Annotated in this window: 21 protein-coding genes; 10 read left to right on the top strand and 11 right to left on the bottom strand. The window is 51.8% G+C overall.

Annotated elements, in window-relative coordinates:
* Positions 1 to 3: 3 nt before the first annotated feature.
* Both fimC and fimA read right to left on the bottom strand, forming a co-directional pair.
* Complete coding sequence (gene fimC / locus QUE34_RS03130; protein WP_286338922.1) at positions 4 to 696, bottom strand: type 1 fimbria chaperone FimC; 693 nt, start codon at positions 694 to 696, stop codon at positions 4 to 6.
* Positions 697 to 915: 219 nt separating this feature from the next.
* Positions 916 to 1,458, bottom strand: coding sequence for a type 1 fimbrial major subunit FimA (gene fimA, locus QUE34_RS03125; RefSeq protein WP_000776555.1), 543 nt, complete (start codon positions 1,456 to 1,458; stop codon positions 916 to 918).
* Between the two features lie 471 nt (positions 1,459 to 1,929).
* On the opposite strand from fimA, the gene folD reads away from it, so the two are divergent.
* The 3 genes from folD (at position 1,930) to QUE34_RS03110 (ending at position 3,639) form a co-directional block, all read left to right on the top strand.
* Positions 1,930 to 2,796, top strand: a complete 867-nt coding sequence (gene folD / locus QUE34_RS03120) for a bifunctional methylenetetrahydrofolate dehydrogenase/methenyltetrahydrofolate cyclohydrolase FolD (protein ID WP_000729155.1) — start codon at positions 1,930 to 1,932, stop codon at positions 2,794 to 2,796.
* Position 2,797: 1 nt separating this feature from the next.
* On the top strand, positions 2,798 to 3,010 hold the full coding sequence (gene ybcJ / locus QUE34_RS03115; protein WP_000190288.1) for a ribosome-associated protein YbcJ: 213 nt from the start codon (positions 2,798 to 2,800) through the stop codon (positions 3,008 to 3,010).
* 107 nt (positions 3,011 to 3,117) lie between these two features.
* Positions 3,118 to 3,639: a metal-dependent hydrolase gene (locus tag QUE34_RS03110; RefSeq protein ID WP_032302621.1), complete on the top strand. Its 522-nt coding sequence runs from the start codon at positions 3,118 to 3,120 to the stop codon at positions 3,637 to 3,639.
* A 35-nt stretch (positions 3,640 to 3,674) separates the two neighbouring features.
* On the opposite strand, the gene cysS is transcribed toward QUE34_RS03110, so the two are convergent.
* Positions 3,675 to 5,060, bottom strand: coding sequence for a cysteine--tRNA ligase (gene cysS, locus QUE34_RS03105; protein WP_032302620.1), 1,386 nt, complete (start codon positions 5,058 to 5,060; stop codon positions 3,675 to 3,677).
* 173 nt (positions 5,061 to 5,233) lie between these two features.
* On the opposite strand from cysS, the gene ppiB reads away from it, so the two are divergent.
* From ppiB to purK, 4 genes are all read left to right on the top strand, one after another.
* Complete coding sequence (gene ppiB, locus QUE34_RS03100) at positions 5,234 to 5,728, top strand: peptidylprolyl isomerase B (RefSeq protein ID WP_000256002.1); 495 nt, start codon at positions 5,234 to 5,236, stop codon at positions 5,726 to 5,728.
* A gap of 2 nt (positions 5,729 to 5,730) precedes the next feature.
* Positions 5,731 to 6,453, top strand: coding sequence for a UDP-2,3-diacylglucosamine diphosphatase (lpxH, locus tag QUE34_RS03095; RefSeq protein ID WP_032302619.1), 723 nt, complete (start codon positions 5,731 to 5,733; stop codon positions 6,451 to 6,453).
* A 116-nt stretch (positions 6,454 to 6,569) separates the two neighbouring features.
* Positions 6,570 to 7,079 carry a 5-(carboxyamino)imidazole ribonucleotide mutase gene (purE, locus tag QUE34_RS03090; RefSeq protein WP_001295318.1) on the top strand — a complete coding sequence of 170 codons (510 nt, stop codon included), beginning with the start codon at positions 6,570 to 6,572 and terminating at the stop codon, positions 7,077 to 7,079.
* Positions 7,076 to 8,143, top strand: coding sequence for a 5-(carboxyamino)imidazole ribonucleotide synthase (purK, locus tag QUE34_RS03085; RefSeq protein WP_103253328.1), 1,068 nt, complete (start codon positions 7,076 to 7,078; stop codon positions 8,141 to 8,143). The genes purE and purK overlap by 4 nt, the downstream gene beginning before the upstream one ends.
* Positions 8,144 to 8,576: 433 nt before the next feature.
* Here the strand turns inward: purK and QUE34_RS03080 are convergent, their stop codons facing one another.
* The 4 genes from QUE34_RS03080 to QUE34_RS03065 are packed head-to-tail and all read right to left on the bottom strand — an operon-like array spanning position 8,577 to position 13,232.
* Positions 8,577 to 9,473: a carbamate kinase gene (locus tag QUE34_RS03080; protein ID WP_105268421.1), complete on the bottom strand. Its 897-nt coding sequence runs from the start codon at positions 9,471 to 9,473 to the stop codon at positions 8,577 to 8,579.
* On the bottom strand, positions 9,470 to 10,285 hold the full coding sequence (locus tag QUE34_RS03075; protein WP_032302616.1) for an oxamate carbamoyltransferase subunit AllH family protein: 816 nt from the start codon (positions 10,283 to 10,285) through the stop codon (positions 9,470 to 9,472). The genes QUE34_RS03080 and QUE34_RS03075 overlap by 4 nt, the downstream gene beginning before the upstream one ends.
* A 10-nt stretch (positions 10,286 to 10,295) precedes the next feature.
* A complete protein-coding gene (locus QUE34_RS03070) occupies positions 10,296 to 11,555 on the bottom strand; it encodes a YlbE family protein (protein ID WP_105268422.1) in 1,260 nt (419 codons plus the stop codon).
* A 9-nt stretch (positions 11,556 to 11,564) separates the two neighbouring features.
* Positions 11,565 to 13,232 (bottom strand): acyl-CoA synthetase FdrA, encoded by a 1,668-nt coding sequence (locus tag QUE34_RS03065; RefSeq protein ID WP_032302614.1) that lies wholly within the window; start codon positions 13,230 to 13,232, stop codon positions 11,565 to 11,567.
* A gap of 317 nt (positions 13,233 to 13,549) precedes the next feature.
* Between QUE34_RS03065 and allD the strand changes: the two genes are divergently transcribed.
* From allD to allE, 3 genes are read left to right on the top strand one after another with little or no spacing between them, the layout of a single operon-like run.
* A complete protein-coding gene (allD, locus tag QUE34_RS03060; RefSeq protein ID WP_032302613.1) occupies positions 13,550 to 14,599 on the top strand; it encodes an ureidoglycolate dehydrogenase in 1,050 nt (349 codons plus the stop codon).
* 21 nt (positions 14,600 to 14,620) lie between these two features.
* Positions 14,621 to 15,856, top strand: a complete 1,236-nt coding sequence (gene allC, locus QUE34_RS03055) for an allantoate deiminase (protein WP_022645297.1) — start codon at positions 14,621 to 14,623, stop codon at positions 15,854 to 15,856.
* Between the two features lie 10 nt (positions 15,857 to 15,866).
* Positions 15,867 to 16,652, top strand: a complete 786-nt coding sequence (allE, locus tag QUE34_RS03050) for a (S)-ureidoglycine aminohydrolase (RefSeq protein ID WP_032302611.1) — start codon at positions 15,867 to 15,869, stop codon at positions 16,650 to 16,652.
* 128 nt (positions 16,653 to 16,780) lie between these two features.
* Here the strand turns inward: allE and glxK are convergent, their stop codons facing one another.
* Genes glxK through QUE34_RS03030 form a run of 4 tightly spaced genes read right to left on the bottom strand, consistent with a single transcriptional unit; the run spans position 16,781 to position 22,182 of the window.
* Entirely contained in the window at positions 16,781 to 17,926 is a 1,146-nt protein-coding gene (glxK, locus tag QUE34_RS03045) for a glycerate 3-kinase (RefSeq protein WP_032302609.1), read from the bottom strand.
* Positions 17,927 to 17,947: 21 nt separating this feature from the next.
* Positions 17,948 to 19,249, bottom strand: a complete 1,302-nt coding sequence (locus tag QUE34_RS03040; protein ID WP_032302608.1) for a uracil/xanthine transporter — start codon at positions 19,247 to 19,249, stop codon at positions 17,948 to 17,950.
* A 56-nt stretch (positions 19,250 to 19,305) separates the two neighbouring features.
* Entirely contained in the window at positions 19,306 to 20,667 is a 1,362-nt protein-coding gene (gene allB, locus QUE34_RS03035; protein ID WP_000006898.1) for an allantoinase AllB, read from the bottom strand.
* A 60-nt stretch (positions 20,668 to 20,727) separates the two neighbouring features.
* Positions 20,728 to 22,182 (bottom strand): allantoin transporter, encoded by a 1,455-nt coding sequence (locus tag QUE34_RS03030; RefSeq protein ID WP_032302605.1) that lies wholly within the window; start codon positions 22,180 to 22,182, stop codon positions 20,728 to 20,730.
* Between the last annotated feature and the right edge of the window lie 135 nt (positions 22,183 to 22,317).

Here is a 22,317-nt window from a genome sequence, read left to right as displayed (position 1 = left end):
CGGTTAGTTTAAGTTCACTTCTCTGACCGGAGTTACTGAACCATAATCATTAACGGTCTGAAATTTCAGTTTTCCCTGCACTCCTGAGGGTAAGGGAATTTGTGAATTAACTCTGGGTGCAGCCATAGCATTCCCCAACTTTTGGCTGCCCACTTGCAGGTTAACCAGGGTGACATAAAAAGGTGATGGATTATGAACATTGATATAGTTACCGGATCGCGAAAACTTGAGTGTGTCCGGCGCTTCTGCGGGTAATTCTTGTAGCTGAATTGGACGGAGAAATAACTTCATGCGCGATAAAATCGCCAGTTGCAAAACATTCCTGCCGTTCAATGCATTTTTATCTACCGAAGGGATCGTCTTAACATTCATCCAGAATAGAGACTCACGATCTGCCGCCAGCGGTGGACCGGTGTAAATAATACGCAAGGTATTTTCGCTTTTGGGTTCACTAACAAACAGTGGCGGTGTAATGATGAATGACTTTTCTTTTACACCGCTACTGTTTTCAATCCACGAATTGACCAGAAAGCGCTCATTGGTATGGCTATTTCTAATCCATACCGCAGTCTGTTTAGCATCAGCGGGATAAATAATACGCGTGGCACCTAATGCGATCCCTCCGGCAGCATGGGCGCTGGCCGAAATGATTAAATAACATATAATGGGCATCAATAACTTTATTTTAGTCATCATAGTTAATACGCCTTGTGTATTCCTGACGGCAAAAATAAGGAGTATAAAGAAATGATTGCTTTGGTTTATTACAACACATCATTCCCTTTTCATTTAATAAAGCGGCATGATACAAAGTGAGCGTGATTTCGATTTACATTGCCACCATACCGCTTCAGACAACCGGTACATTACTTTGTTATAAGACGTGATATATAATTCAAAACAACGTTGTTTTGATTATTCGTATCTCATAATAAAAGTCGCGTCAGCATTTGCTTGCCCTGCTGATGCACTTGTACCGGTGCCTTTATAACGTGCAGAAAAATGAAGGACGTTGGTCCCGGGGATCAAGTTCTGGTTGGTTGAGAAGCTATTCCCATCAGGTTTGAGAATTGCGGATGTATTATCAAGTATTTCAATACCGACACCCGTTGCTGTTGTTGTATTGGTACTGGATGCAATGGCCAATAAATTATCATTGATTGCATCCGCCTGACCAGAAAATGCAACGGCAGCATTAGCGGCAACAACAGGATCGCAGTCGTTCAACTGTATAGTGAATGGAATTAATGCAGAGGTATTACCAACAGCATTGAAAATATCGGTACGATATTGACCGAGTGTGACAACCTGGTCTGCCGAGTCAGTATTCACTGAACAGGCAGCATTCACCAGTTCGCCTTCAAAGTGAATTGTACCGCCATCTACAACGGCAGCATAACTACCCGTAGCGGCGAATAGTGCGGCAGCCAGCGCAGACGAAATAAATCTTAATTTCATATATATTCCTTCAATCTCATTTATCGACTCCACATCCGTATATAACCGATTACTTTATTTAAGACACTGATAGTAGTGAAATTCCTTTTTATCCTCTAAGAATGTCTTAATTGAAAATATGCACTCTATTCTAAAAAATAGAGAGCCCCGTTAGATGAATATTTCCGCGCAAAATATATTCAACACAAATATAGACCTGAAGCGGTAAATTACCAGGCTGAAAATTCTTTTTATATTGTCAGGTATTTCTTAAATTATCTTAATCCTTAGACAAGGAAATAAATCAGTTCCAGATTTACAACGTCATCATGGACGAAAAATGAAGCTTTCAATCTCAGCGACGGTGCGCCTCACCTTCGCAAGAGGTCGCTTCACGCGATAAATCTGAAACGAAACCTGACAGCGCGCCCCGCTTCTGACAAAATAGGCGCATCCCCTTCGACCTACGTAACAGATGGAATCCTCTCTCTGATGGCAGCAAAGATTATTGACGGTAAAACGATTGCGCAGCAGGTGCGCTCTGAAGTTGCTCAAAAAGTTCAGGCACGTATTGCAGCTGGACTGCGGGCACCAGGACTGGCCGTAGTACTGGTGGGTAGCAACCCTGCATCGCAAATTTATGTCGCAAGCAAACGCAAAGCTTGTGAAGAAGTCGGGTTCGTCTCCCGTTCTTATGACCTCCCGGAAACCACCAGCGAAGCGGAGCTGCTGGAGCTTATCGATGCGCTGAATGCCGACAACACCATTGATGGCATTCTGGTTCAACTGCCGTTACCAGCGGGTATTGATAACGTCAAAGTGCTGGAACGTATTCACCCGGACAAAGACGTTGACGGTTTCCATCCTTATAACGTCGGTCGTCTGTGCCAGCGCGCGCCACGTCTGCGCCCCTGCACCCCGCGTGGTATCGTCACACTGCTTGAGCGATACAACATCGATACCTTCGGTCTCAACGCCGTGGTGATTGGCGCATCGAATATCGTCGGTCGCCCAATGAGCATGGAACTGCTGCTCGCAGGTTGCACCACCACCGTGACTCACCGCTTCACTAAAAATCTGCGTCATCACGTAGAAAATGCCGATCTGTTGATCGTTGCCGTCGGTAAACCGGGCTTTATTCCTGGTGACTGGATCAAAGAAGGCGCGATTGTGATTGATGTCGGCATCAACCGTCTGGAAAATGGCAAAGTTGTGGGCGACGTGGTGTTTGAAGACGCGGCTAAACGCGCCTCATACATTACGCCTGTTCCGGGCGGCGTTGGCCCGATGACGGTTGCCACGCTGATCGAAAACACGCTACAGGCGTGCGTTGAATATCATGATCCACAGGGTGAGTAACATGGCGACATTTTCTTTAGGTAAACATCCGCACGTTGAGCTGTGCGACTTGCTGAAACTGGAAGGCTGGAGCGAAAGCGGCGCGCAGGCGAAAATCGCGATTGCCGAAGGCCAGGTGAAAGTCGACGGCGCGGTTGAAACGCGCAAACGCTGCAAAATCGTCGCCGGTCAGACAGTGAGTTTTGCAGGTCACAGCGTACAGGTTGTTGCCTGATCCCTTTCCCGGCCTGTATCAACAGGCCGGTTCTCTTTTCAGACTTTTTCCCTCTACGCCCCGTTCATCCATGCTGATAGCATCGACATTTTGCCGAAGCGACCATCATGCCAACCGTTATTACGCACGCCGCCGTTCCCCTTTGCATTGGTTTAGGGTTGGGTTCGAAAGTCATCCCTCCGCGCCTGTTATTTGCCGGAATCATCCTGGCGATGCTGCCCGATGCCGACGTATTGTCGTTTAAATTTGGCGTTGCTTACGGCAATGTTTTTGGTCATCGCGGGTTTACCCATTCGCTGGTGTTTGCGTTTGTTGTCCCGCTGTTATGTGTGCTGATTGGACGTCGATGGTTCAGGGCTGGGCTGATTCGCTGCTGGCTGTTTTTAACCGTTTCGTTGCTATCGCACAGCTTGCTGGATTCGGTAACCACTGGCGGTAAAGGCGTTGGCTGGCTGTGGCCGTGGTCAGATGAACGCTTTTTCGCTCCCTGGCAGGTGATTAAAGTCGCGCCGTTTGCATTGTCTCGTTACACCACGCCGTACGGGCATCAGGTGATTATTTCTGAATTGATGTGGGTGTGGTTGCCGGGGATACTACTGATGGGAATGTTGTGGTGGCGCAGACGATAACCGGATGCGAAAACTCGCATCCGGCAATAGCGCAATTACTTACGACGCCAGGTGGTCCCTTGCGGGCCATCTTCCAGCACGATCCCCATCTCGTTAAGACGGTCACGCGCCGCATCTGCCGCCGCCCAATCTTTCGCTTTACGGGCATCCAGACGCTGTTGAATTAAGGCTTCAATCTCAGCCACTTCGCTGTCGTCTGCCTGCGCGCCGCTTTGTAGGAACGCTTCCGGTTCTTGCTCCAGCAGGCCCAGCACGGCTGAAAGTTTACGCAGATGAGACGCCATCGCGTTTGCCGCTGCCATATCTTCTGCTTTCAGACGGTTAACTTCACGCGCCATATCAAACAGCACGGAATAGGCTTCCGGGGTGTTGAAATCGTCGTCCATCGCTTCAATAAAGCGCACTTCAAACGCTTCGCCACCGGCAGGAGCAACGGTTTTGTCTGTGCCGCGCAGCGCAGTGTAGAGACGCTCCAGCGCCGCGCGTGCCTGCTTCAGGTTCTCTTCGCTGTAGTTCAGCTGGCTGCGATAGTGGCCCGACATCAGGAAGTAACGCACGGTTTCCGCGTCGTAGTATTTCAGCACATCACGCACGGTAAAGAAGTTACCCAGCGATTTGGACATCTTCTCTCGGTCAACCATTACCATCCCCGAGTGCATCCAGTAGTTCACATACTGACCATCATGCGCACAGGTAGACTGCGCGATTTCGTTCTCGTGGTGCGGGAACATCAGGTCAGAACCGCCGCCGTGGATATCAAAGTGGTTACCTAACTGCTTGCAGTTCATTGCCGAACATTCAATGTGCCAGCCTGGACGGCCCGCGCCCCACGGAGACGGCCAGCTCGGTTCGCCCTCTTTCGACATCTTCCACAGAACGAAGTCCATCGGGTTGCGTTTGTCGTCGACCACGTCAACGCGCGCGCCCGCCTGCAGCTGGTCGAGATCCTGACGCGACAGCACGCCATAGGTTGGATCGGTCGGTACGTCGAACATCACGTCGCCGTTGTCCGCCACATAAGCGTGACCTTTGGCGATCAGTTGCTCAGTGAGCTCAATAATTTCTGCGATATGGTGCGTCGCGCGCGGCTCCATATCCGGGCGCAGAATGTTCAAAGCATCAAAATCTTTGTGCATTTCGGCGATCATGCGATCCACCAGCGCTACAAAGCTTTCGCCATTTTCATTGGCGCGTTTGATGATTTTGTCGTCGATATCGGTAATGTTGCGCACATACTTCAGCTTATAGCCGAGGAAACGCAAATAGCGTGCAACCACGTCAAAGGCAACAAAGGTACGCCCGTGACCGATATGACAGAGATCGTAAACGGTGATTCCACACACGTACATGCCGACTTCCCCGGCGTGAATAGGCTTAAATTCCTCTTTTTGGCGTGTCAGAGTATTGAAGATTTTTAGCATCGAAGATTCCGTTTAGACATGTGTGGGTAATTGAGTTGCGTATAATACCCATATTTCCCGCGCGAATCAGCATACATTGCGTGATGATCCGATCGTGCGGTTATGCTATAACACCACCCTATATATGACCCGAATCGGGTTGAAGCACCAATCAAACGGAACAGGATGCAAAAATGGTTACTTTCCACACCAATCACGGCGATATTGTCATCAAAACTTTTGACGATAAAGCACCTGAAACAGTTAAAAACTTCCTGGACTACTGCCGCGAAGGTTTTTACAACAACACCATTTTCCACCGTGTTATCAACGGCTTTATGATTCAGGGCGGCGGTTTTGAGCCAGGCATGAAGCAAAAAGCCACCAAAGAACCGATCAAAAACGAAGCCAACAACGGTCTGAAAAACACCCGCGGTACGCTGGCAATGGCCCGAACTCAGGCACCGCACTCTGCAACTGCACAGTTCTTCATCAACGTGGTTGATAACGACTTCCTGAACTTCTCTGGCGAAAGCCTGCAAGGTTGGGGCTACTGCGTATTTGCCGAAGTGGTTGAAGGCATGGACGTGGTAGACAAAATCAAAGGTGTTGCAACCGGTCGTAGCGGTATGCACCAGGACGTGCCAAAAGAAGACGTTATCATTGAAAGCGTGACCGTTAGCGAGTAATCGTGGCGACACTCTTTATTGCAGATCTTCATCTCTGCGTGGAAGAACCGGCGATCACCGCCGGTTTTCTGCGTTTTTTAGCGGGGGAAGCCCGCAAGGCCGACGCGCTGTATATTCTTGGCGATCTGTTTGAAGCATGGATTGGCGATGACGATCCCAACCCACTCCATCGCCAGATGGCCGCAGCGATCAAAGCGGTATCCGATTCCGGCGTTCCCTGTTATTTCATTCATGGCAACCGTGATTTTCTGCTTGGCAAACGCTTTGCCCGTGAGAGTGGCATGACGTTATTGCCGGAAGAAAAAGTGCTCGAACTTTATGGTCGTCGGGTGTTGATTATGCATGGCGACACGCTGTGCACCGATGACGCGGGTTATCAGGCTTTTCGCGCCAAAGTCCACAAGCCGTGGTTGCAAACGCTATTCCTCGCCCTGCCGTTGTTTGTGCGCAAACGCATTGCCGCGCGAATGCGAGCGAACAGCAAAGAAGCCAACAGCAGTAAATCGCTGGCGATCATGGACGTTAACCAAAACGCGGTGGTCAGTGCGATGGAAAAACATCAGGTGCAATGGCTGATCCACGGGCATACCCATCGCCCGGCGATCCATGAACTTATCGCCAATCAGCAACCTGCTTTCCGTGTCGTGTTGGGTGCCTGGCATACGGAAGGTTCAATGGTGAAAGTCACGGCGGATGACGTTGAGCTGATTCATTTTCCGTTTTAAATACCCGCAACTTTGCTGATTTCACAGCCACGCAACCGTTTTCCTTGCTCTCTTTCCGTGCTATTCTCTGTGCCCTCTAAAGCCGAGAGTTGTGCACCACAGGAGTTTTAAGACGCATGTCTTCCCGCAATAATCCGGCGCGTGTCGCCATCGTGATGGGGTCCAAAAGCGACTGGGCTACCATGCAGTTCGCCGCCGAAATCTTCGAAATCCTGAATGTCCCGCACCACGTTGAAGTGGTTTCTGCTCACCGCACCCCCGATAAACTGTTCAGCTTCGCCGAAAGCGCCGAAGAGAACGGTTATCAGGTGATTATTGCGGGCGCAGGCGGCGCAGCGCACCTGCCGGGCATGATTGCCGCCAAAACGCTGGTACCAGTGCTGGGCGTGCCAGTACAGAGCGCCGCACTGAGCGGTGTCGATAGCCTCTACTCCATCGTACAAATGCCGCGCGGCATTCCGGTGGGTACACTGGCGATTGGTAAAGCTGGCGCGGCAAACGCGGCGTTACTGGCAGCACAAATTCTTGCGACTCATGATAAAGAACTGCACCAGCGTCTGAATGACTGGCGCAAAGCACAAACTGATGAAGTACTGGAAAACCCGGACCCGCGAGGTGCGGCATGAAACAGGTTTGCGTCCTCGGTAACGGGCAGTTAGGCCGTATGTTGCGCCAGGCAGGCGAACCGTTAGGCATTGCTGTCTGGCCGGTCGGGCTGGACGCTGAACCGGCGGCGGTGCCCTTTCAACAAAGCGTGATTACCGCTGAGATCGAACGCTGGCCGGAAACCGCATTAACGCGCGAGTTGGCACGCCATCCAGCCTTTGTGAACCGCGATGTGTTCCCAATTATTGCCGACCGTCTGACTCAGAAGCAGCTTTTCGACAAGCTTCACCTGCCGACCGCACCGTGGCAGTTACTTGCCGATCGCAGTGAGTGGCCTGCGGTGTTTGATCGTTTAGGTGAACTGGCGATTGTTAAGCGTCGTATTGGTGGCTATGACGGTCGCGGTCAATGGCGTTTACGCGCCGATGAAACCGCACAGTTACCGGCAGAGTGTTACGGCGAATGTATTGTCGAGCAGGGCATTAACTTCTCTGGCGAAGTATCGCTGGTTGGCGCGCGCGGCTTTGATGGCAGCACTGTGTTTTATCCGCTGACGCATAACCTGCATCAGGACGGTATTTTGCGCACCAGCGTCGCTTTCCCACAGGCCAATGCGCAGCAGCAGGCACAAGCCGAAGAGATGCTGTCGGCGATTATGCAGGATTTGGGCTATGTGGGCGTGATGGCGATGGAGTGTTTTGTCACGCCGCAAGGTCTGCTGATCAACGAACTGGCTCCGCGTGTACATAACAGCGGTCACTGGACACAAAACGGTGCCAGCATCAGCCAGTTTGAGCTGCATCTGCGGGCGATTACCGATCTGCCGTTACCGCAACCGGTAGTGAATAGTCCGTCGGTGATGATCAACCTGATTGGTAGCGATGTGAATTATGACTGGCTGAAACTGCCGCTGGTGCATCTGCACTGGTACGACAAAGAAGTGCGTCCGGGCCGTAAAGTGGGGCATCTGAATTTGACCGACAGCGACACATCGCGTCTGACCGCGACGCTGGAAGCATTAATCCCGCTGCTGCCGCCGGAGTATGCCAGTGGCGTGATTTGGGCGCAGAGTAAGTTCAGTTAACCTGGTACTCATATTCCTGCCGGATGCGGCGTGAACGCCTTATCCGGCCTACTAATCCGGTACCCATTGTAGGCCTGATAAGACGCGTCAAGCGTCGCATCAGGCATGGTGCGCCGATTACCGGATGCGGCGTGAACGCCTTATCCGACTACCAATCCGGTACCCATTGTAGGCCTGATAAGACGCGTCAAGCGTCGCATCAGGCATGGTGCGCCGATTACCGGATGCGGCGTGAACGCCTTATCCGACTACCAATCCGGTACCCATTGTAGGCCTGATAAGACGCGTCAAGCGTCGCATCAGGCATGGTGCGCCGATTACCGGATGCGGCGTGAACGCCTTATCCGACTACCAATCCGGTACCCATTGTAGGCCTGATAAGACGCGTCAAGCGTCGCATCAGGCATGGTGCGCCATATGCTGGATGCTCCCATCACGACAGCGAAATACAGGTCCCCGCTTCGCCCGCCAGCGTCTCTTCAATCCGCGATAACGCCCCAATCCACGCAGGTTTACCACGGCTTCTGACATAGCCACTCACCGCCGTTACCTTCGGTCCCATCGCCCCATCGGCTTTGGCAAATGGCGCTAACTCATCCGGTGTGGCATGGCGAATGGCACGTTGCTGCGGCGTTCCCCAGTTTTCATATACCGCGTCAGCATCGGTGAGGATCACCAGTCCATCGGCATTAATCTGCTCGGCAAGAAACGCCGCGGCGAGATCTTTATCAATCACAGCTTCACTCCCTGCTCCGTCATCCGTCACCGGAACACCGCCGCCGCCACTGCAAATCACCACATGCCCCTCTTTGAGCAACAACTCGATGGCTTCACTGTCGAGAATTTTACGCGGTTGCGGAGATGCCACCACCCGGCGTAAATATTTGCCATCACGCTTCATTTGCCAGCCGTAAGTCGTTTCCAGTGCCTCTTGTTCTTCTGGCTGATAAACCGGGCCGATAAACTTCTCTGGCTGCAAAAACGCCGGATCATCAGGCGAAACTTCAATGCGCGTCAGCACCGTCGTGACAGGCGGCATCTGCGGCTGTGCGCTCAAGCTCTGCGCCAGCATATAGCCAATCATCCCCTGGCTTTCCGCCACCAGCACATCCAGCGGATACGGTTCTACCTCTTTCCACGCCAGATTCTGTAACGCCAGCAGCCCCACCTGTGGCCCGTTGCCGTGAACAATCGCCAGCCGATAAGAACGGGCCAGGCGCGCCAGTGCGGGTACAGCACTGGCAATATTGCGATATTGATTTTCTGCCGTCAGCGCCTCACCGCGCTGGAGTAAGGCATTGCCCCCAAGAGCTACAACCAGTGTTTTCATGGTGTTCCTTGTAATAATTGTTGACCAAGCCAGAACCCCAGCAGCGTATCTGCCCCTGACGTATGCCCCAGCGCCAGCAGCGAATCAATCGCCACAGCGGTACGTTTCGGGCAACTCAGAGCATGAACAAAGTGCAGGAGTGGCGAGGCGAAATATCCTTGCGCGGCATAACGTAAATAATTAACGCTCACCGCCGTGGTAACGAGTTGAAGATTGTCGGAACAGGCAAAAAACGGGCGACCGGAGCGCGCATCTAAAGCGCCATAATACCAGGCTGCCAGCAGCATTCCGCTCAACGTGTCATCATGACTCGGCGTTAATCCGGGGCCTTTACCCAGCCAGTGCCGCCAGTCGGTCTTAACGCCATTGAGCGCGGCCTGAAAACAGTGGCGAAACTGGCGTAATTCAGCAGGCAGCGGATCGCCTGCCGCCAACGCCAGCGGCCCGAAAAGCCCGGTTTCCTCCGCGCGTTGCATCCATGCCGCTGCAAGCGGTTGAGGATGCGCAGGCGGCGTAATACGCAGCAAACAATAACGCTGTGGCTGTTTAACCGTGAAACGCCCGAGGCGAATCCCTTGAGCCACAACCTGTGGTCGTTCATTGCCGCATAATCCACCGCATAACGCATCGAATTGTGCGCGGCGAAGCACCCATCCTCCGGGACCGAAACCACTACCCTGACGATGCAGCGTTAACAATTCACCGCTTTCCGTCATCAGGTTAATCGCCCGCCGCCACACGCCCGCTAACCGCCAGGACTGGCGATAATTCGGTGCGCTACGGCTGGCAAGCAGAGGAAGGATGATCGTCATTGCGCGTTCCTCAACCAATCCCCATGCTTTCAGCCAGAGCTTCCAGCGCCTGTTCAAAGCACGCCAGCGGTGCCCGCACAGTGCCTGCACCAATCTGCCCGATCCCCGCCTCTTTATGGGCGATACCCGTATTGATGAGTGGTGTAATGCCGGTTTCTACCACGCGACGAATATCCAGCCCCAGACACGCGCCCTGGAAATCCCAGCCAGGGATCTGCAACTGCATATTGCGCTCAAGGAAGATTTCTGCCATCTCTTCAGATACTGCTCTGGCTGCTTCCATACCACCCGCACCGACAAAGCGTGTTACGCCAGGGGCGGCGATCATTGCCGCACCACCGATACCAAAGGTTTCGGTAATCGCGCTATCGCCCATATCCGGGTTCGCCTGCTCCTGCGAGAAGCCGGTGAAAAACAGACCTTGCGGAGTGTTAACTGGCGCAGTAAACCAGCGCTCGCCCAGCCCACTTACCCGAATCCCGAACATATTGCCGTTGCGGGTCATAGCCGTGACGATGCTGCCCGCGCGGATCATCGCGCCTGCATCCATCGCCGCCTTGCAATAGGCCATCGCGAGGTTGAGGAAGAACTGATCGGTCACGCTGAGGAAATCCATTACTTCCGCGATGTGCTGTTTATTGTGATCGAGGCGGGCAATTTGCGGTGCCAGCGCGCGCATCAACAGTGCTGAGGATGCAATGTTGCGCTGATGGAACTCATCGCCCATCGTAATGCCCTGTGCCATCATCGCGGTGAGATCGATACCGCGCTCCATGCGCCCCAGCGCCGCGCTTAATACTGGCATTAACACATCGCGCATCCAGCGATGGCGAGTCAGGACATCTTCGCCGTAAGCGCCAAAACGCATCACTTTACCGATACCTTCGTTGAGGTTGCAGTACGCCCGGTTGCCGTCGGTCACGTTCTCGACCACCAGCATCGGCATACTGGCAGAAGTAATGCCACCCATTGGCCCGACGGCATTCACATGGTGAAAAGGAATGAAGTTCACTTCCCCCTGCTCCAGCATCGCCAGCGCCTGCGCTTCATCTTTCGCCCAACCTTCGAACAGACATGCGCCCACGCACGCCCCTTTCATGGGGCCGGTCATCTCCTGCCAGCGCATTGGCGGCCCGGCGTGAAGCAGTGTTTTGCCCGGGTGTAGTTCGCTGATAAGTGAAGAAGCCGGTTGCACATCCAGCCAGTGTGGACGAGCGCGACGAATTTGTTCGATAACCGCAGCATTGGCTTGCGCCACTGATGTAAACATGGGAACCCCTTATTGCAAACGTTCTAATAAACGAGCCAGTTTTTTATTGCCGCCGGCGACTGGTGACCATTGGTAATGCACAACCGGTTTGCTGGCGCTTTGTAGTTCCAGCGCAAAGCTGCGTAATCCGATGTTAATCACGGCGACGTTTTCCAGTAATGACGGTGTGTGTTGCTGTGTGGCAGGCGAGAGCGGATGAATTAACGCCGCCGCCAGCAAAGTGGCTTCTGGCAGCGAACTCACTACCGCGATCCCTGCATCTTCCAGCGTGGCGATTTGCTGCGAGCGGCATTGCGGGTCACGTTCAGTGCCTGTCACCGTGGCAATGGCATACAGTGGTTGATTGTCTGATCGCACGGCACAGGCTTTTTGCCAGGCGCTTACCAGCGAGGCGGCAGGATCGGCGGTCGCACCGAAGCCAATCACCACATCAAGCAGCAACACGCGCACTTGCGGTTTAGCGCCGAGATCGGCAATTAACAGGTTGCGTAAGGTCGGGTCGATCATCGGATGGGGACGCCCGACGGTGTAAAAATCATCGCCCAGGTCGAGGATCTGATGTCCGTCGGCGTCCAGCATCATGCCATGTTGATGGGTATCGTCGGCTTCCACGCCAAGGTGTCCGGCAAGTAATCCCGCCGCTTCAGCAGCCAGCGTACCGCCGGTATACAAACCGCAAATAAATCCGCTGCTGACAGGCGCTATCGCGTTACGTCGCGCAGTGACGCGTGAAAGCAGGCAAGCCAGACGCGCGGCCTCATCCAGCGAGGAGGCAAACCAGACATTTTCGTCGCGGGCCACCGCCGGGATATAACCTAAAAACAGCGCCACCGTTGGTTTGCCGGTTGCTTTCATGGCATTAACAATTTTCAGACGTACAGCTTCGGCAGGCGGTTTTGAAACAAACGCCAGCACTTCGCTTTTCTCGTCTACACTGAGCATTTCCAGCGCCGTTAGCGCACTGATGCCGCCCACTTCATGGCTGAGGTCGCGCCCGCCAAGACCAATCGCGTGAGTAATTCCCTCACCTGCCAGTGCAATCTGCGAACACAGCTCCTGAATCCCGGTACCGGAAGCGCCAATGACGCCAATGTTGCCTTCCGGCATCACGTTAGCAAAAGCCAGCGGCGTGGCGGCAATCATCGATGTACCGCAGTCCGGCCCCATCACCAGCAAGCCTTTTTCCCGCGCGCGGGTTTTAAGTTGGATTTCATCTTCCAGCGTGACGTTATCGGAGAACATCATCACGTTGAGGTTGCGATCCAGCGCCTGATTCGCCAGCTCCGCCGCATACTCGCCAGCCACTGAAATCAGCGCCAGATTGGCATCGGGTAATTTCTGACAGGCACTGTCCCAGCGACGCACCAGCGTCAACGCCTGGCTGCTGCCCGTTCCCTGCGCCAGTTGCTTTAGCGCCTCTTCAAGCTGCTGCATAATCGCCTGCGCGATCCCCGCATCCGCCGCTTCGCTACGAATTGCCACACAAATATCGTTCGGCGTGGCGTTATTAAAATCGTCATGCCAGAAACCTGTGGTATCTAATAACGCTTTATTGGCGGGCGTACCCATCATTACGGAAACATCATCAACATTTTCTGATTCGCTGAGTTTTCGTGAAATAATCATTAAACTGACCGAATCCTGAAAACACCCTTTTTTAATAAAGGCGTGGATCATAACAACTCCTTAAAAATTGCACCCATGGCAATTGCACGAGCAGTGTTAATGTGGCGATTACGGTATCGATGGATGGTGACAAATAAGGTGATGAATATCACACGGAGATTATTAGCAAAAGAATTCAAATAACCGCCAGACTATTACACGTTATTTTTTAACAAGCGTGGTTATTTTAAATAATCAGGTTAAAAACACGAGGATTATCAAATAAATTCTAACTATATTTTTTTGCCTGTCTGGATCACATAATCCAGATATTTTCCCTGTATGTTAATTGCAGTCATGCTTCACACCGTCGTTAAAAAGGAAGACAGATGAAAATCAGTCGGGAAACACTCCACCAGCTAATCGAGAATAAACTCTGCCAGGCTGGGTTAAAACGTGAGCACGCTGCAACCGTGGCTGAAGTATTGGTTTACGCCGATGCCAGAGGGATCCACTCTCATGGCGCGGTGCGCGTTGAATACTACGCAGAGCGCATATCAAAAGGCGGCACCAACCGCGAACCAGAGTTTCGTCTTGAAGAAACCGGACCGTGCTCGGCAATTTTACATGCTGACAATGCCGCCGGACAGGTCGCGGCAAAAATGGGTATGGAACATGCCATCAAAACTGCCCAGCAAAATGGCGTTGCGGTGGTCGGTATCAGCCGGATGGGTCACAGCGGCGCAATCTCTTATTTTGTGCAGCAGGCAGCCCGCGCCGGATTGATTGGCATTTCGATGTGCCAGTCCGATCCAATGGTGGTGCCGTTTGGCGGCGCGGAAATTTACTACGGCACTAACCCACTGGCCTTTGCCGCGCCGGGAGAAGGCGACGAGATTCTTACTTTTGATATGGCGACTACCGTACAGGCATGGGGAAAAGTGCTCGACGCCCGCTCGCGCAATATGTCTATCCCGAATACCTGGGCGGTCGATAAAAACGGTGCACCAACAACCGATCCATTTGCAGTTAACGCTCTGCTCCCCGCCGCTGGGCCGAAAGGGTATGGCCTGATGATGATGATTGACGTCCTCTCAGGCGTCTTACTCGGCTTACCGTTCGGGCGACAGGTTAGTTCGATGTATGACGATTTACACGCCGGGCGTAATTTAGGGCAATTACATGTAGTTATTAACCCGAATTTTTTCTCCTCCAGCGAATTATTCCGTCAACATCTTAGCCAGACCATGCGCGAATTAAATGCCATAACCCCCGCGCCCGGTTTTAACCAGGTTTATTATCCCGGACAGGATCAGGATATTAAACAACGCAAAGCCGCCGTCGAAGGCATCGAAATTGTTGATGATATTTACCAGTATTTAATTTCCGACGCGCTTTATAACACGTCATACGAAACGAAAAATCCCTTTGCGCAATAATTGTTGAGACAGGACTTTCTTATGATTACACATTTCCGTCAAGCCATAGAAGAAACGCTGCCCTGGCTTTCCTCTTTTGGTGCTGACCCAACGGGTGGAATGACCCGTTTACTTTATTCGCCGGAGTGGCTGGAAACCCAGCAGCAATTTAAAAAAAGAATGGCAGCAAGTGGGCTGGAAACACGTTTCGATGAAGTGGGGAATTTATACGGCCGCCTGAACGGCAGCGAATACCCTCAGGAAGTGATTCTGAGCGGTTCGCATATTGATACCGTGGTTAACGGCGGTAACCTCGACGGACAATTCGGCGCACTGGCGGCGTGGCTGGCGATTGACTGGCTGAAAACGCAATACGGCGCGCCGCTGCGAACGGTCGAAGTGGTGGCAATGGCGGAAGAAGAAGGCAGCCGCTTCCCGTATGTCTTCTGGGGCAGTAAAAATATCTTTGGGCTGGCGAATCCTGACGACGTGCGGAATATCTGTGATGCCAAAGGAAATAGTTTTGTCGATGCAATGAAGGCTTGCGGATTTACTCTGCCGAACGCCCCACTAACTCCGCGTCAGGATATTAAAGCCTTTGTCGAACTGCATATCGAACAGGGTTGTGTGCTGGAAAGTAATGGTCAGTCAATTGGCGTGGTGAATGCAATTGTCGGGCAACGTCGCTATACGGTGACGCTGAACGGCGAATCAAACCATGCAGGCACAACGCCGATGGGTTATCGTCGTGATACGGTTTACGCTTTCAGTCGCATTTGCCATCAGTCAGTTGAGAAAGCGAAAAAGATGGGCGATCCGCTGGTGCTGACCTTTGGCAAGGTGGAGCCGCGCCCGAATACGGTGAATGTAGTGCCGGGTAAAACCACGTTCACTATTGATTGTCGTCATACCGACACTGCCGTGTTGCGCGATTTTACCCAACAGTTAGAAAACGACATGCGGGCGATTTGCGATGAAATGGACATTGGTATTGATATCGATTTATGGATGGACGAAGAACCCGTGCCGATGAACAAGGAGCTTGTCGCCACCCTGACAGAATTGTGTGAAAGCGAAAAACTGAATTACCGGGTAATGCACAGTGGTGCCGGGCACGACGCACAAATTTTCGCGCCTCGCGTGCCGACCTGCATGATTTTCATTCCCAGCATCAATGGAATCAGCCATAACCCGGCGGAACGCACCAATATTACCGACCTTGCCGAAGGGGTCAAAACGTTGGCACTCATGCTTTATCAACTTGCCTGGCAGAAATAAGGAGTTATAAATGGGATATTTAAATAACGTCACCGGTTACCGCGATGATTTACTGGCTAACCGTGCGATTGTGAAACACGGTAATTTCGCACTGTTAACCCCGGACGGTCTGGTAAAAAATATTATTCCGGGCTTTGAAAATTGTGACGCGACAATCCTCTCCACGCCAAAGCTGGGGGCCTCTTTTGTTGATTATCTGGTCACACTGCATCAAAACGGCGGTAACCAACAGGGCTTCGGTGGTGAAGGAATTGAAACGTTCCTGTATGTGATCTCTGGAAATATCACTGCCAAAGCTGAAGAGAAAACATTTACCTTAAGCGAAGGTGGCTATCTTTATTGCCCGCCAGGCTCCTTAATGACGTTTGTTAACGCCCAGGCCGAAGACAGCCAAATCTTTTTATATAAGCGTCGCTATGTTCCGGTAGAAGGTCATGCGCCGTGGCTGGTTTCTGGCAATGCCAGCGAACTGGAACGCATTCATTATGAAGGCATGGACGATGTTATTCTGCTGGATTTTCTGCCCAAAGAGTTAGGTTTTGATATGAACATGCATATCCTCTCTTTTGCGCCAGGTGCCAGCCACGGTTATATCGAAACACACGTTCAGGAACACGGTGCCTATATTCTTTCCGGTCAGGGGGTTTATAACCTCGACAATAACTGGATCCCGGTGAAAAAAGGCGATTACATCTTTATGGGCGCTTATTCTTTACAGGCTGGTTATGGCGTAGGGCGTGGTGAAGCGTTCAGCTATATATACTCGAAAGATTGCAACCGCGACGTAGAGATTTAACTCATACCACTCGCCTGATTATTTTTAGCTATGTTGGATTTTGCCACGGTTTATACCGTGGCTTTTTTTGTAGTCAATTCAGGTAAAAAAAGATGCGATATAAATCGCATCCGCTTTAAAGGTAAGGGTCAGTTTTTAATTCCCTGACCTATTTTAATGGCGCAGGCAATATTTCGCGCACTGTTGAAGAGATTGGTTTCACCGCTTGCGAGCACTTCGGCTAAAGGTGCCAGACGTGGCAAAATGCTGAATACCGCGTCAATGCCGTACTGGTGCACCACTTCCACGCCATCACCCAATACGCCAGCAATCCCAATCACCGGGACATTAAACTGCTTCGCCACCGATGCCACACCCAGCGGCGCTTTACCACCTGCCGTTTGCGAGTCGATGCGCCCTTCCCCGGTGATCACCAGTGCTGCACCCTGCACCGCCTGCGCAAGATTGACCGCATTCAACACAATCTCAATACCCGGTTTAATATCCGCATTGAGGAATACCGCCGCCGCAATGCCCATACCGCCCGCCGCACCGCCGCCCGCCATCTGGCAGACGTTGATTTCAGTGAGCTGTTGTAAAACACGGGCGTAATTTTGCAGCCCCTGTTCCAGCTCTTCGACCATTTCTGGCGTTGCCCCTTTTTGCGGGCCAAACACCGCCGCCGCGCCGCGTGCCCCTACCAACGGATTATCTACATCGCACGCTACTTCAATATGGCAGTTCGCCAGACGCGGATCGCATTCATCCATCTCAATACTTGCCACGCGAGCTAAATTGCCACCGTTAGCCGCCAGCGCCTGACCGTCGGCATCAAGGAAACTCGCACCAAGCGCCTGCGCCATGCCCATACCGCCGTCGACCGTCGCGCTACCACCAATGCCGAGAATAATATGGCGAATACCGTTATCCAGCGCATGACGAATCAGCTCGCCAGTGCCATAACTTGACGCCAGCAACGGATTACGCTTCTCAGGCGCGACCAGCATCAGGCCACTTGCCGCCGCCATCTCAATCACCGCCGTTTTCCCGTCGCCGGTAAGGCCATAAAAAGCATTCACTTTTTCCCCCATCGGTCCACAGACTTCAAGTGTCACGATTTTGCCGCCCGTCGCGGCGACCATCGCCTCCACCGTCCCTTCGCCGCCATCCGCTATCGGCAAACAGATATAGTGCGCATCGGGAAAGAGGGTCGAAAACCCGGCTTTAATTGCCTGACAACATTTTTCTGCACTTAAGCTCTCTTTAAACGAGTCTGGTGCAATGACAATTTTCATTATCAATCCTTTTTCAACAAATTATTCGATGCGTTCCCACGGAATAAGATTATCCATAAGAACAGCCAGTAAAATTCCGACCAGTAAGCCGTTACTGAGCAGAGGACGAAGCGTTAATGGAAGGTCTTGCAGATACACAGGCGGTAATGCCATTAAAAATATGCCGACAAATAACGGCAATGCGAGTCGATAAATATTGCGAGCGGTAAACGTGATTTGCTGGCTAAACACCAGCGCGGAAAAGAGTAAAGGCAGATAAGAAACCAGCATGACCGCGCTACTCACTGGTAAGGGGATACTGCAAAACAGTCGCGTGAGTGCCGGAACCAGTGCCACCAGCAGGCAAATAACGCTGCCATAAATAAACGAACGCCGCGTGTAATCGCCAGTCTGGGTTAATAAACCAATGGATGAAACAAACGGTGAAAATGGAATTACCGCCAGCGGCACGGTTATCAGCGTCATAAATCCGGTCGCCACAAAGCTGCGACGATAACGCGTATTCCCCGCGCCCTGTTGCGGATAAAAAACATCCGTGCCACGAATCGCACCGTAGGTATTGCTGATATTTACCAGACCTGTAATCACCGCCGTCAGAATAATCCCCGGCAACAAAGCACCGCCACTGCCAAGCGGGAACCACTGCCAGTGCAACTCACCGGAAAGCGAGTGCGAAGAAGGAAAGCAAAAGTACCACAACAACCAGCCGGTTATGGTACCGACCAGCAGGCCATAACGGGCAAAACGTTGCGGCAGGAAGATAATCATCGCCAGTACCAGGCACATCACCGCCACCGAGAGCGCGAACGGCGGTAACTGAATTTTAAAATTCGGGTCGGCTATGCCAAACGGCAGGCCGAGCATACCTTTGAAAAAGATAGTGGTCAGCTGCGCGCCCAGCATCAACATAAACAAGACCATCACCGACGGCGTAAATAACCGCGCCAGGCGATGACCTAATCCGCTAAAACCAATCAACATCGTCAGCACGCCAGAAATCGCAATCCCCACCGCCAGACTGGTAGCGATATCGTTGATCGGGGTCCCGCGCGATGCTTCGCCAAGGGTGATAGTAAGGATGGTTCCCCACCACAGGCCGCCCGGACCTTCCATAATAGCGCGACGATGACCGCAGAACGCCTGAGCGAAGCAGGCCAGTGCGGTAGCAAGAAAAGCATATTGCGTGAGCGTAAGCAGGCTACTTTGCGGCAACTGAAAAGCAGAAAGTAGCGTAGGAGGAACCACAACAGTGTTGCAAAAAATAAAGAAAAACCACTGAAATCCTGATAACAGGCTTTCGCGGCTGACTGCAAAATTGAACATAAACACACCTTAACCGGAGAATGCCCGCCGCAAGGACGGGCATTGCAGGGGCCAGATTACTGCTGATGTTTAAGGATAAATTGACCTTTCGGCGCAACAGGGAAGCCCTGTTCGATGTCGTAAATCACATCACCACGTAAGAGGGTTTTCGTGATACGCGCGCCAATGGTACGGCCAACATACGGGCTGACTTTGTGGCGATATTCCAGATCGTCATTGGTAAGAACATAGCTGCTATTCGGCTGAATGAAGACGAAGTCGGCATCTTTTCCTGGGGCGATACGGCCTTTTTGCTGCAGACCGAAAATATCTGCTGCGTTAGTCGCCATTAATTTGCCGAACATCGGCAGAGACATACCGCGTTTCTGTACTGCTTCATCGAACATCACGTCCATGCAGCTTTGCAGACCGGCGATACCGCCCCATGCTTTCATAATGTTACCGGCTTTCATTTCCGGCGGGCATGGAGAGTGGTCGGAAACCAGGCAGTCGATTTCACCGTTAAACAGTTTTTCCCACATGCCTTTCTGGTTTTCCAGATCGCGGATCGGCGGTGAACACTTCGCCAGGGTGCCAATTTCTTCGAACTGATCGGTATCCAGCACAAAGTAATGCGGGCAGGATTCACAGGTAACATCCTGGCCTTCCTGACGTGCACGAGTCACTTCCTCAACACCTTCCGGGCTGCTGATGTGGCAAACGTGCAGACGGCAACCAGCAACTTTCGCCAGGTACAGTACGCGGCGAATCGCTTCCACTTCGGTAAACACCGGACGCGAAGCCACATAGTCATGTGCGGTTACGCGACCTTCACGTTTCGCTTCTTCGCCCAGTTCGTCACAGATCAGCGCGTTTTCGCAGTGCACCAGCACCGGCTGTCCCAGTTCGCCCAGCTTCTGCGCACCTTTGAAGAACTGCCAGTCATTGACGTCACGGAAGTCGTTGTCGATACCGCGATCGCCACAGGTCGCAACGAAGCATTTGAAGCCGACAACGCCCACTTCATCCAGCTCATGCAGACGGTCGATGTTGTAAGACACCAGGCCACCGAGTTGCGCCGCATCGATAGTCAGCTTGCCTTTAGCGGCATCAAATTTCAGTTCAATCGATGCGCGGTCAACCGTTGCAGGCAGCTGGTTGAGCGGCATTTCGATCATGGTGGTGATACCCCCTTTTGCCGCTGCGCGAGTACCCGTTTCATAACCTTCCCAGTGGCTACGACCCGGTTCAGAAATATGGGTGTGCGCATCAACCATGCCTGGCGAAACCACCAGACCAGACGCATCCATAACTTCTTTTGCATCGCCCAGATCCTGACCGATAGCGGCAATTTTTCCGCCTTTAACGGCGATATCTACAACGCGAGCTTCGTTTTCTAAAATAACGGTGCCGTTTTTAATGATTAAATCAAAAGACATAACAAACTCCTTGTAAAATACAGATTGGTTTTTTAACTCAATGTTCAATATCGGGATTAATTAACCTGTGACTTTTTGTTCTCCTGTTTTTTCTGCTGCAGTACGTTTCTTTAATAAGGCGTAGGCCGCAAAGGCGACAATAACGCCGACAAACCATGAAACGCGTGATAAAGGCTCCATGAACGGAATAAATTTACCACCGAGAGATAAAATAACGGCGACCAAAGTTACTGAGAACGCGGTGAGGTTAAAGCCGTTATCATAATATTTATAATCGCCTGCTGCGGTGTACAGCTCATCAAGATTAATTTGCCCACGCATCACCACAAAATAATGCGCCATCATGACACCAATGACCGGACCAAGCATTCCGCCGATAATATCGAGGAACAGATAAATACTGTCCTGATTTTCCATTAATTTCCACGGGCAGATCAGCAGGCTGATAATACTGGCAATCAGTACGCCGTTTTTATAGGTCAGTTTCGTCGGTGCAATAGCGGCAATCTGATAACCAGCCGGAATAATATTACCGGTGGCGTTAGTGGAGATAGTCGTCATCAGAATAACCAGTACCGCAAAGAACGAGGCAAACAGGCTATCCCAACGCTGAACAATATCCAGCACGTTCCAGGTGTCAGCGCCGTAGTGAATACTGGCTCCGGCAATAATACATACCCCGGCGACCGCAAACAGAATATAGGCCACAACTAAACCCAGCGTTTGCCCCAGCGCTTGCTCACGAAACGAGTGGGCGTTTTGCGTAAAGTCGGATGCGCTCACCGCCGGTGCCGCCCAGACCGCAACTACCGCGTTAATCACCACCAGGAACAGGAAGCCACCGTTTTCTGCTTTCTGAATACCGCTCGGAATGTAGTCAAAGATTGGACCGATCCCGACCAGCGAAATCGCCCAAATCGCCATACCGCCGAAGACAACATAGATACACGGGTTAAGAATGGCGGTGAATTTATTTAAAACTTTGCCACCACCGAAACCGATTCCGACGTTCACCAGCCAGAAGAGTAAGAAAGTGATTAAGCCCGGTAGAGAAAGCCCTAACAGGGTAAAATCACCACCGAGAGTTAAAAATCCCGGCCAGATTTTGCCAATCAGGATCAAGCAGGCCAGCGATCCGGCGTAACATTGCAGGCCAAACCACATAATGGCAGCAATCCCGCCTCTTAATAATCCGGGAAACAGTGCACCACGTACGCCATAAGAAGCACGCAGGATCATGGCAAATGGTACGCCGTATTTACTGCCCGCAGCACCGTTTAATACCATTACCGCGGCAATGAAAAAGGCGCTGAGGATAATTGCCAGCATAATACTAAAGGTAGACAAGCCGAGAATAAAAAAGCCGCCGACCATCACATAATTGGGAACGTTATGAACCGAACCCATCCATAAGGTAAAATAGTTAAATGTTTTCCAGGTCCGCTGGCTTTGCGTTTTCGGCAATAGATCTTCGCTATAGCCGCGTTGCTGGAATAGTTTTCTCTGATGTTCCATAAATCCCTCTTAATTTCACGTATCAAATAACGTCTTTTTAATCTAGCTATGAGGAACAAATAAAATAAAAATATTATTTTTAATACTGAAGCAACATCTTTGGCTGCTTTCTTTTTTTAATATTGCTGGCCGATT

The sequence above is a fragment of the Escherichia sp. KS167_9B genome, from assembly GCF_030295215.1.
Taxonomy (GTDB): Bacteria; Pseudomonadota; Gammaproteobacteria; order Enterobacterales; family Enterobacteriaceae; genus Escherichia; species Escherichia coli_F.
The sequence above is the reverse complement of the archived record's forward strand: the minus strand, read 5'-3'. Positions and strand labels throughout refer to the sequence as shown.

Coding starts and splice junctions, on each gene's coding strand:
- QUE34_RS03110 (WP_032302621.1), top strand. CDS start 3,118: ATGCCAACCGTTATTACGCACGCCGCCGTTCCCCTTTGCATTGGTTTA.
- ppiB (WP_000256002.1), top strand. CDS start 5,234: ATGGTTACTTTCCACACCAATCACGGCGATATTGTCATCAAAACTTTT.
- QUE34_RS03065 (WP_032302614.1), bottom strand. CDS start 13,232: ATGATCCACGCCTTTATTAAAAAAGGGTGTTTTCAGGATTCGGTCAGT.
- QUE34_RS03030 (WP_032302605.1), bottom strand. CDS start 22,182: ATGGAACATCAGAGAAAACTATTCCAGCAACGCGGCTATAGCGAAGAT.
- ybcJ (WP_000190288.1), top strand. CDS start 2,798: ATGGCGACATTTTCTTTAGGTAAACATCCGCACGTTGAGCTGTGCGAC.
- allB (WP_000006898.1), bottom strand. CDS start 20,667: ATGTCTTTTGATTTAATCATTAAAAACGGCACCGTTATTTTAGAAAAC.
- allE (WP_032302611.1), top strand. CDS start 15,867: ATGGGATATTTAAATAACGTCACCGGTTACCGCGATGATTTACTGGCT.
- fimC (WP_286338922.1), bottom strand. CDS start 696: ATGATGACTAAAATAAAGTTATTGATGCCCATTATATGTTATTTAATC.
- purE (WP_001295318.1), top strand. CDS start 6,570: ATGTCTTCCCGCAATAATCCGGCGCGTGTCGCCATCGTGATGGGGTCC.
- QUE34_RS03040 (WP_032302608.1), bottom strand. CDS start 19,249: ATGTTCAATTTTGCAGTCAGCCGCGAAAGCCTGTTATCAGGATTTCAG.
- fimA (WP_000776555.1), bottom strand. CDS start 1,458: ATGAAATTAAGATTTATTTCGTCTGCGCTGGCTGCCGCACTATTCGCC.
- QUE34_RS03075 (WP_032302616.1), bottom strand. CDS start 10,285: ATGACGATCATCCTTCCTCTGCTTGCCAGCCGTAGCGCACCGAATTAT.
- QUE34_RS03070 (WP_105268422.1), bottom strand. CDS start 11,555: ATGTTTACATCAGTGGCGCAAGCCAATGCTGCGGTTATCGAACAAATT.
- folD (WP_000729155.1), top strand. CDS start 1,930: ATGGCAGCAAAGATTATTGACGGTAAAACGATTGCGCAGCAGGTGCGC.
- allC (WP_022645297.1), top strand. CDS start 14,621: ATGATTACACATTTCCGTCAAGCCATAGAAGAAACGCTGCCCTGGCTT.
- QUE34_RS03080 (WP_105268421.1), bottom strand. CDS start 9,473: ATGAAAACACTGGTTGTAGCTCTTGGGGGCAATGCCTTACTCCAGCGC.
- allD (WP_032302613.1), top strand. CDS start 13,550: ATGAAAATCAGTCGGGAAACACTCCACCAGCTAATCGAGAATAAACTC.
- purK (WP_103253328.1), top strand. CDS start 7,076: ATGAAACAGGTTTGCGTCCTCGGTAACGGGCAGTTAGGCCGTATGTTG.
- cysS (WP_032302620.1), bottom strand. CDS start 5,060: ATGCTAAAAATCTTCAATACTCTGACACGCCAAAAAGAGGAATTTAAG.
- glxK (WP_032302609.1), bottom strand. CDS start 17,926: ATGAAAATTGTCATTGCACCAGACTCGTTTAAAGAGAGCTTAAGTGCA.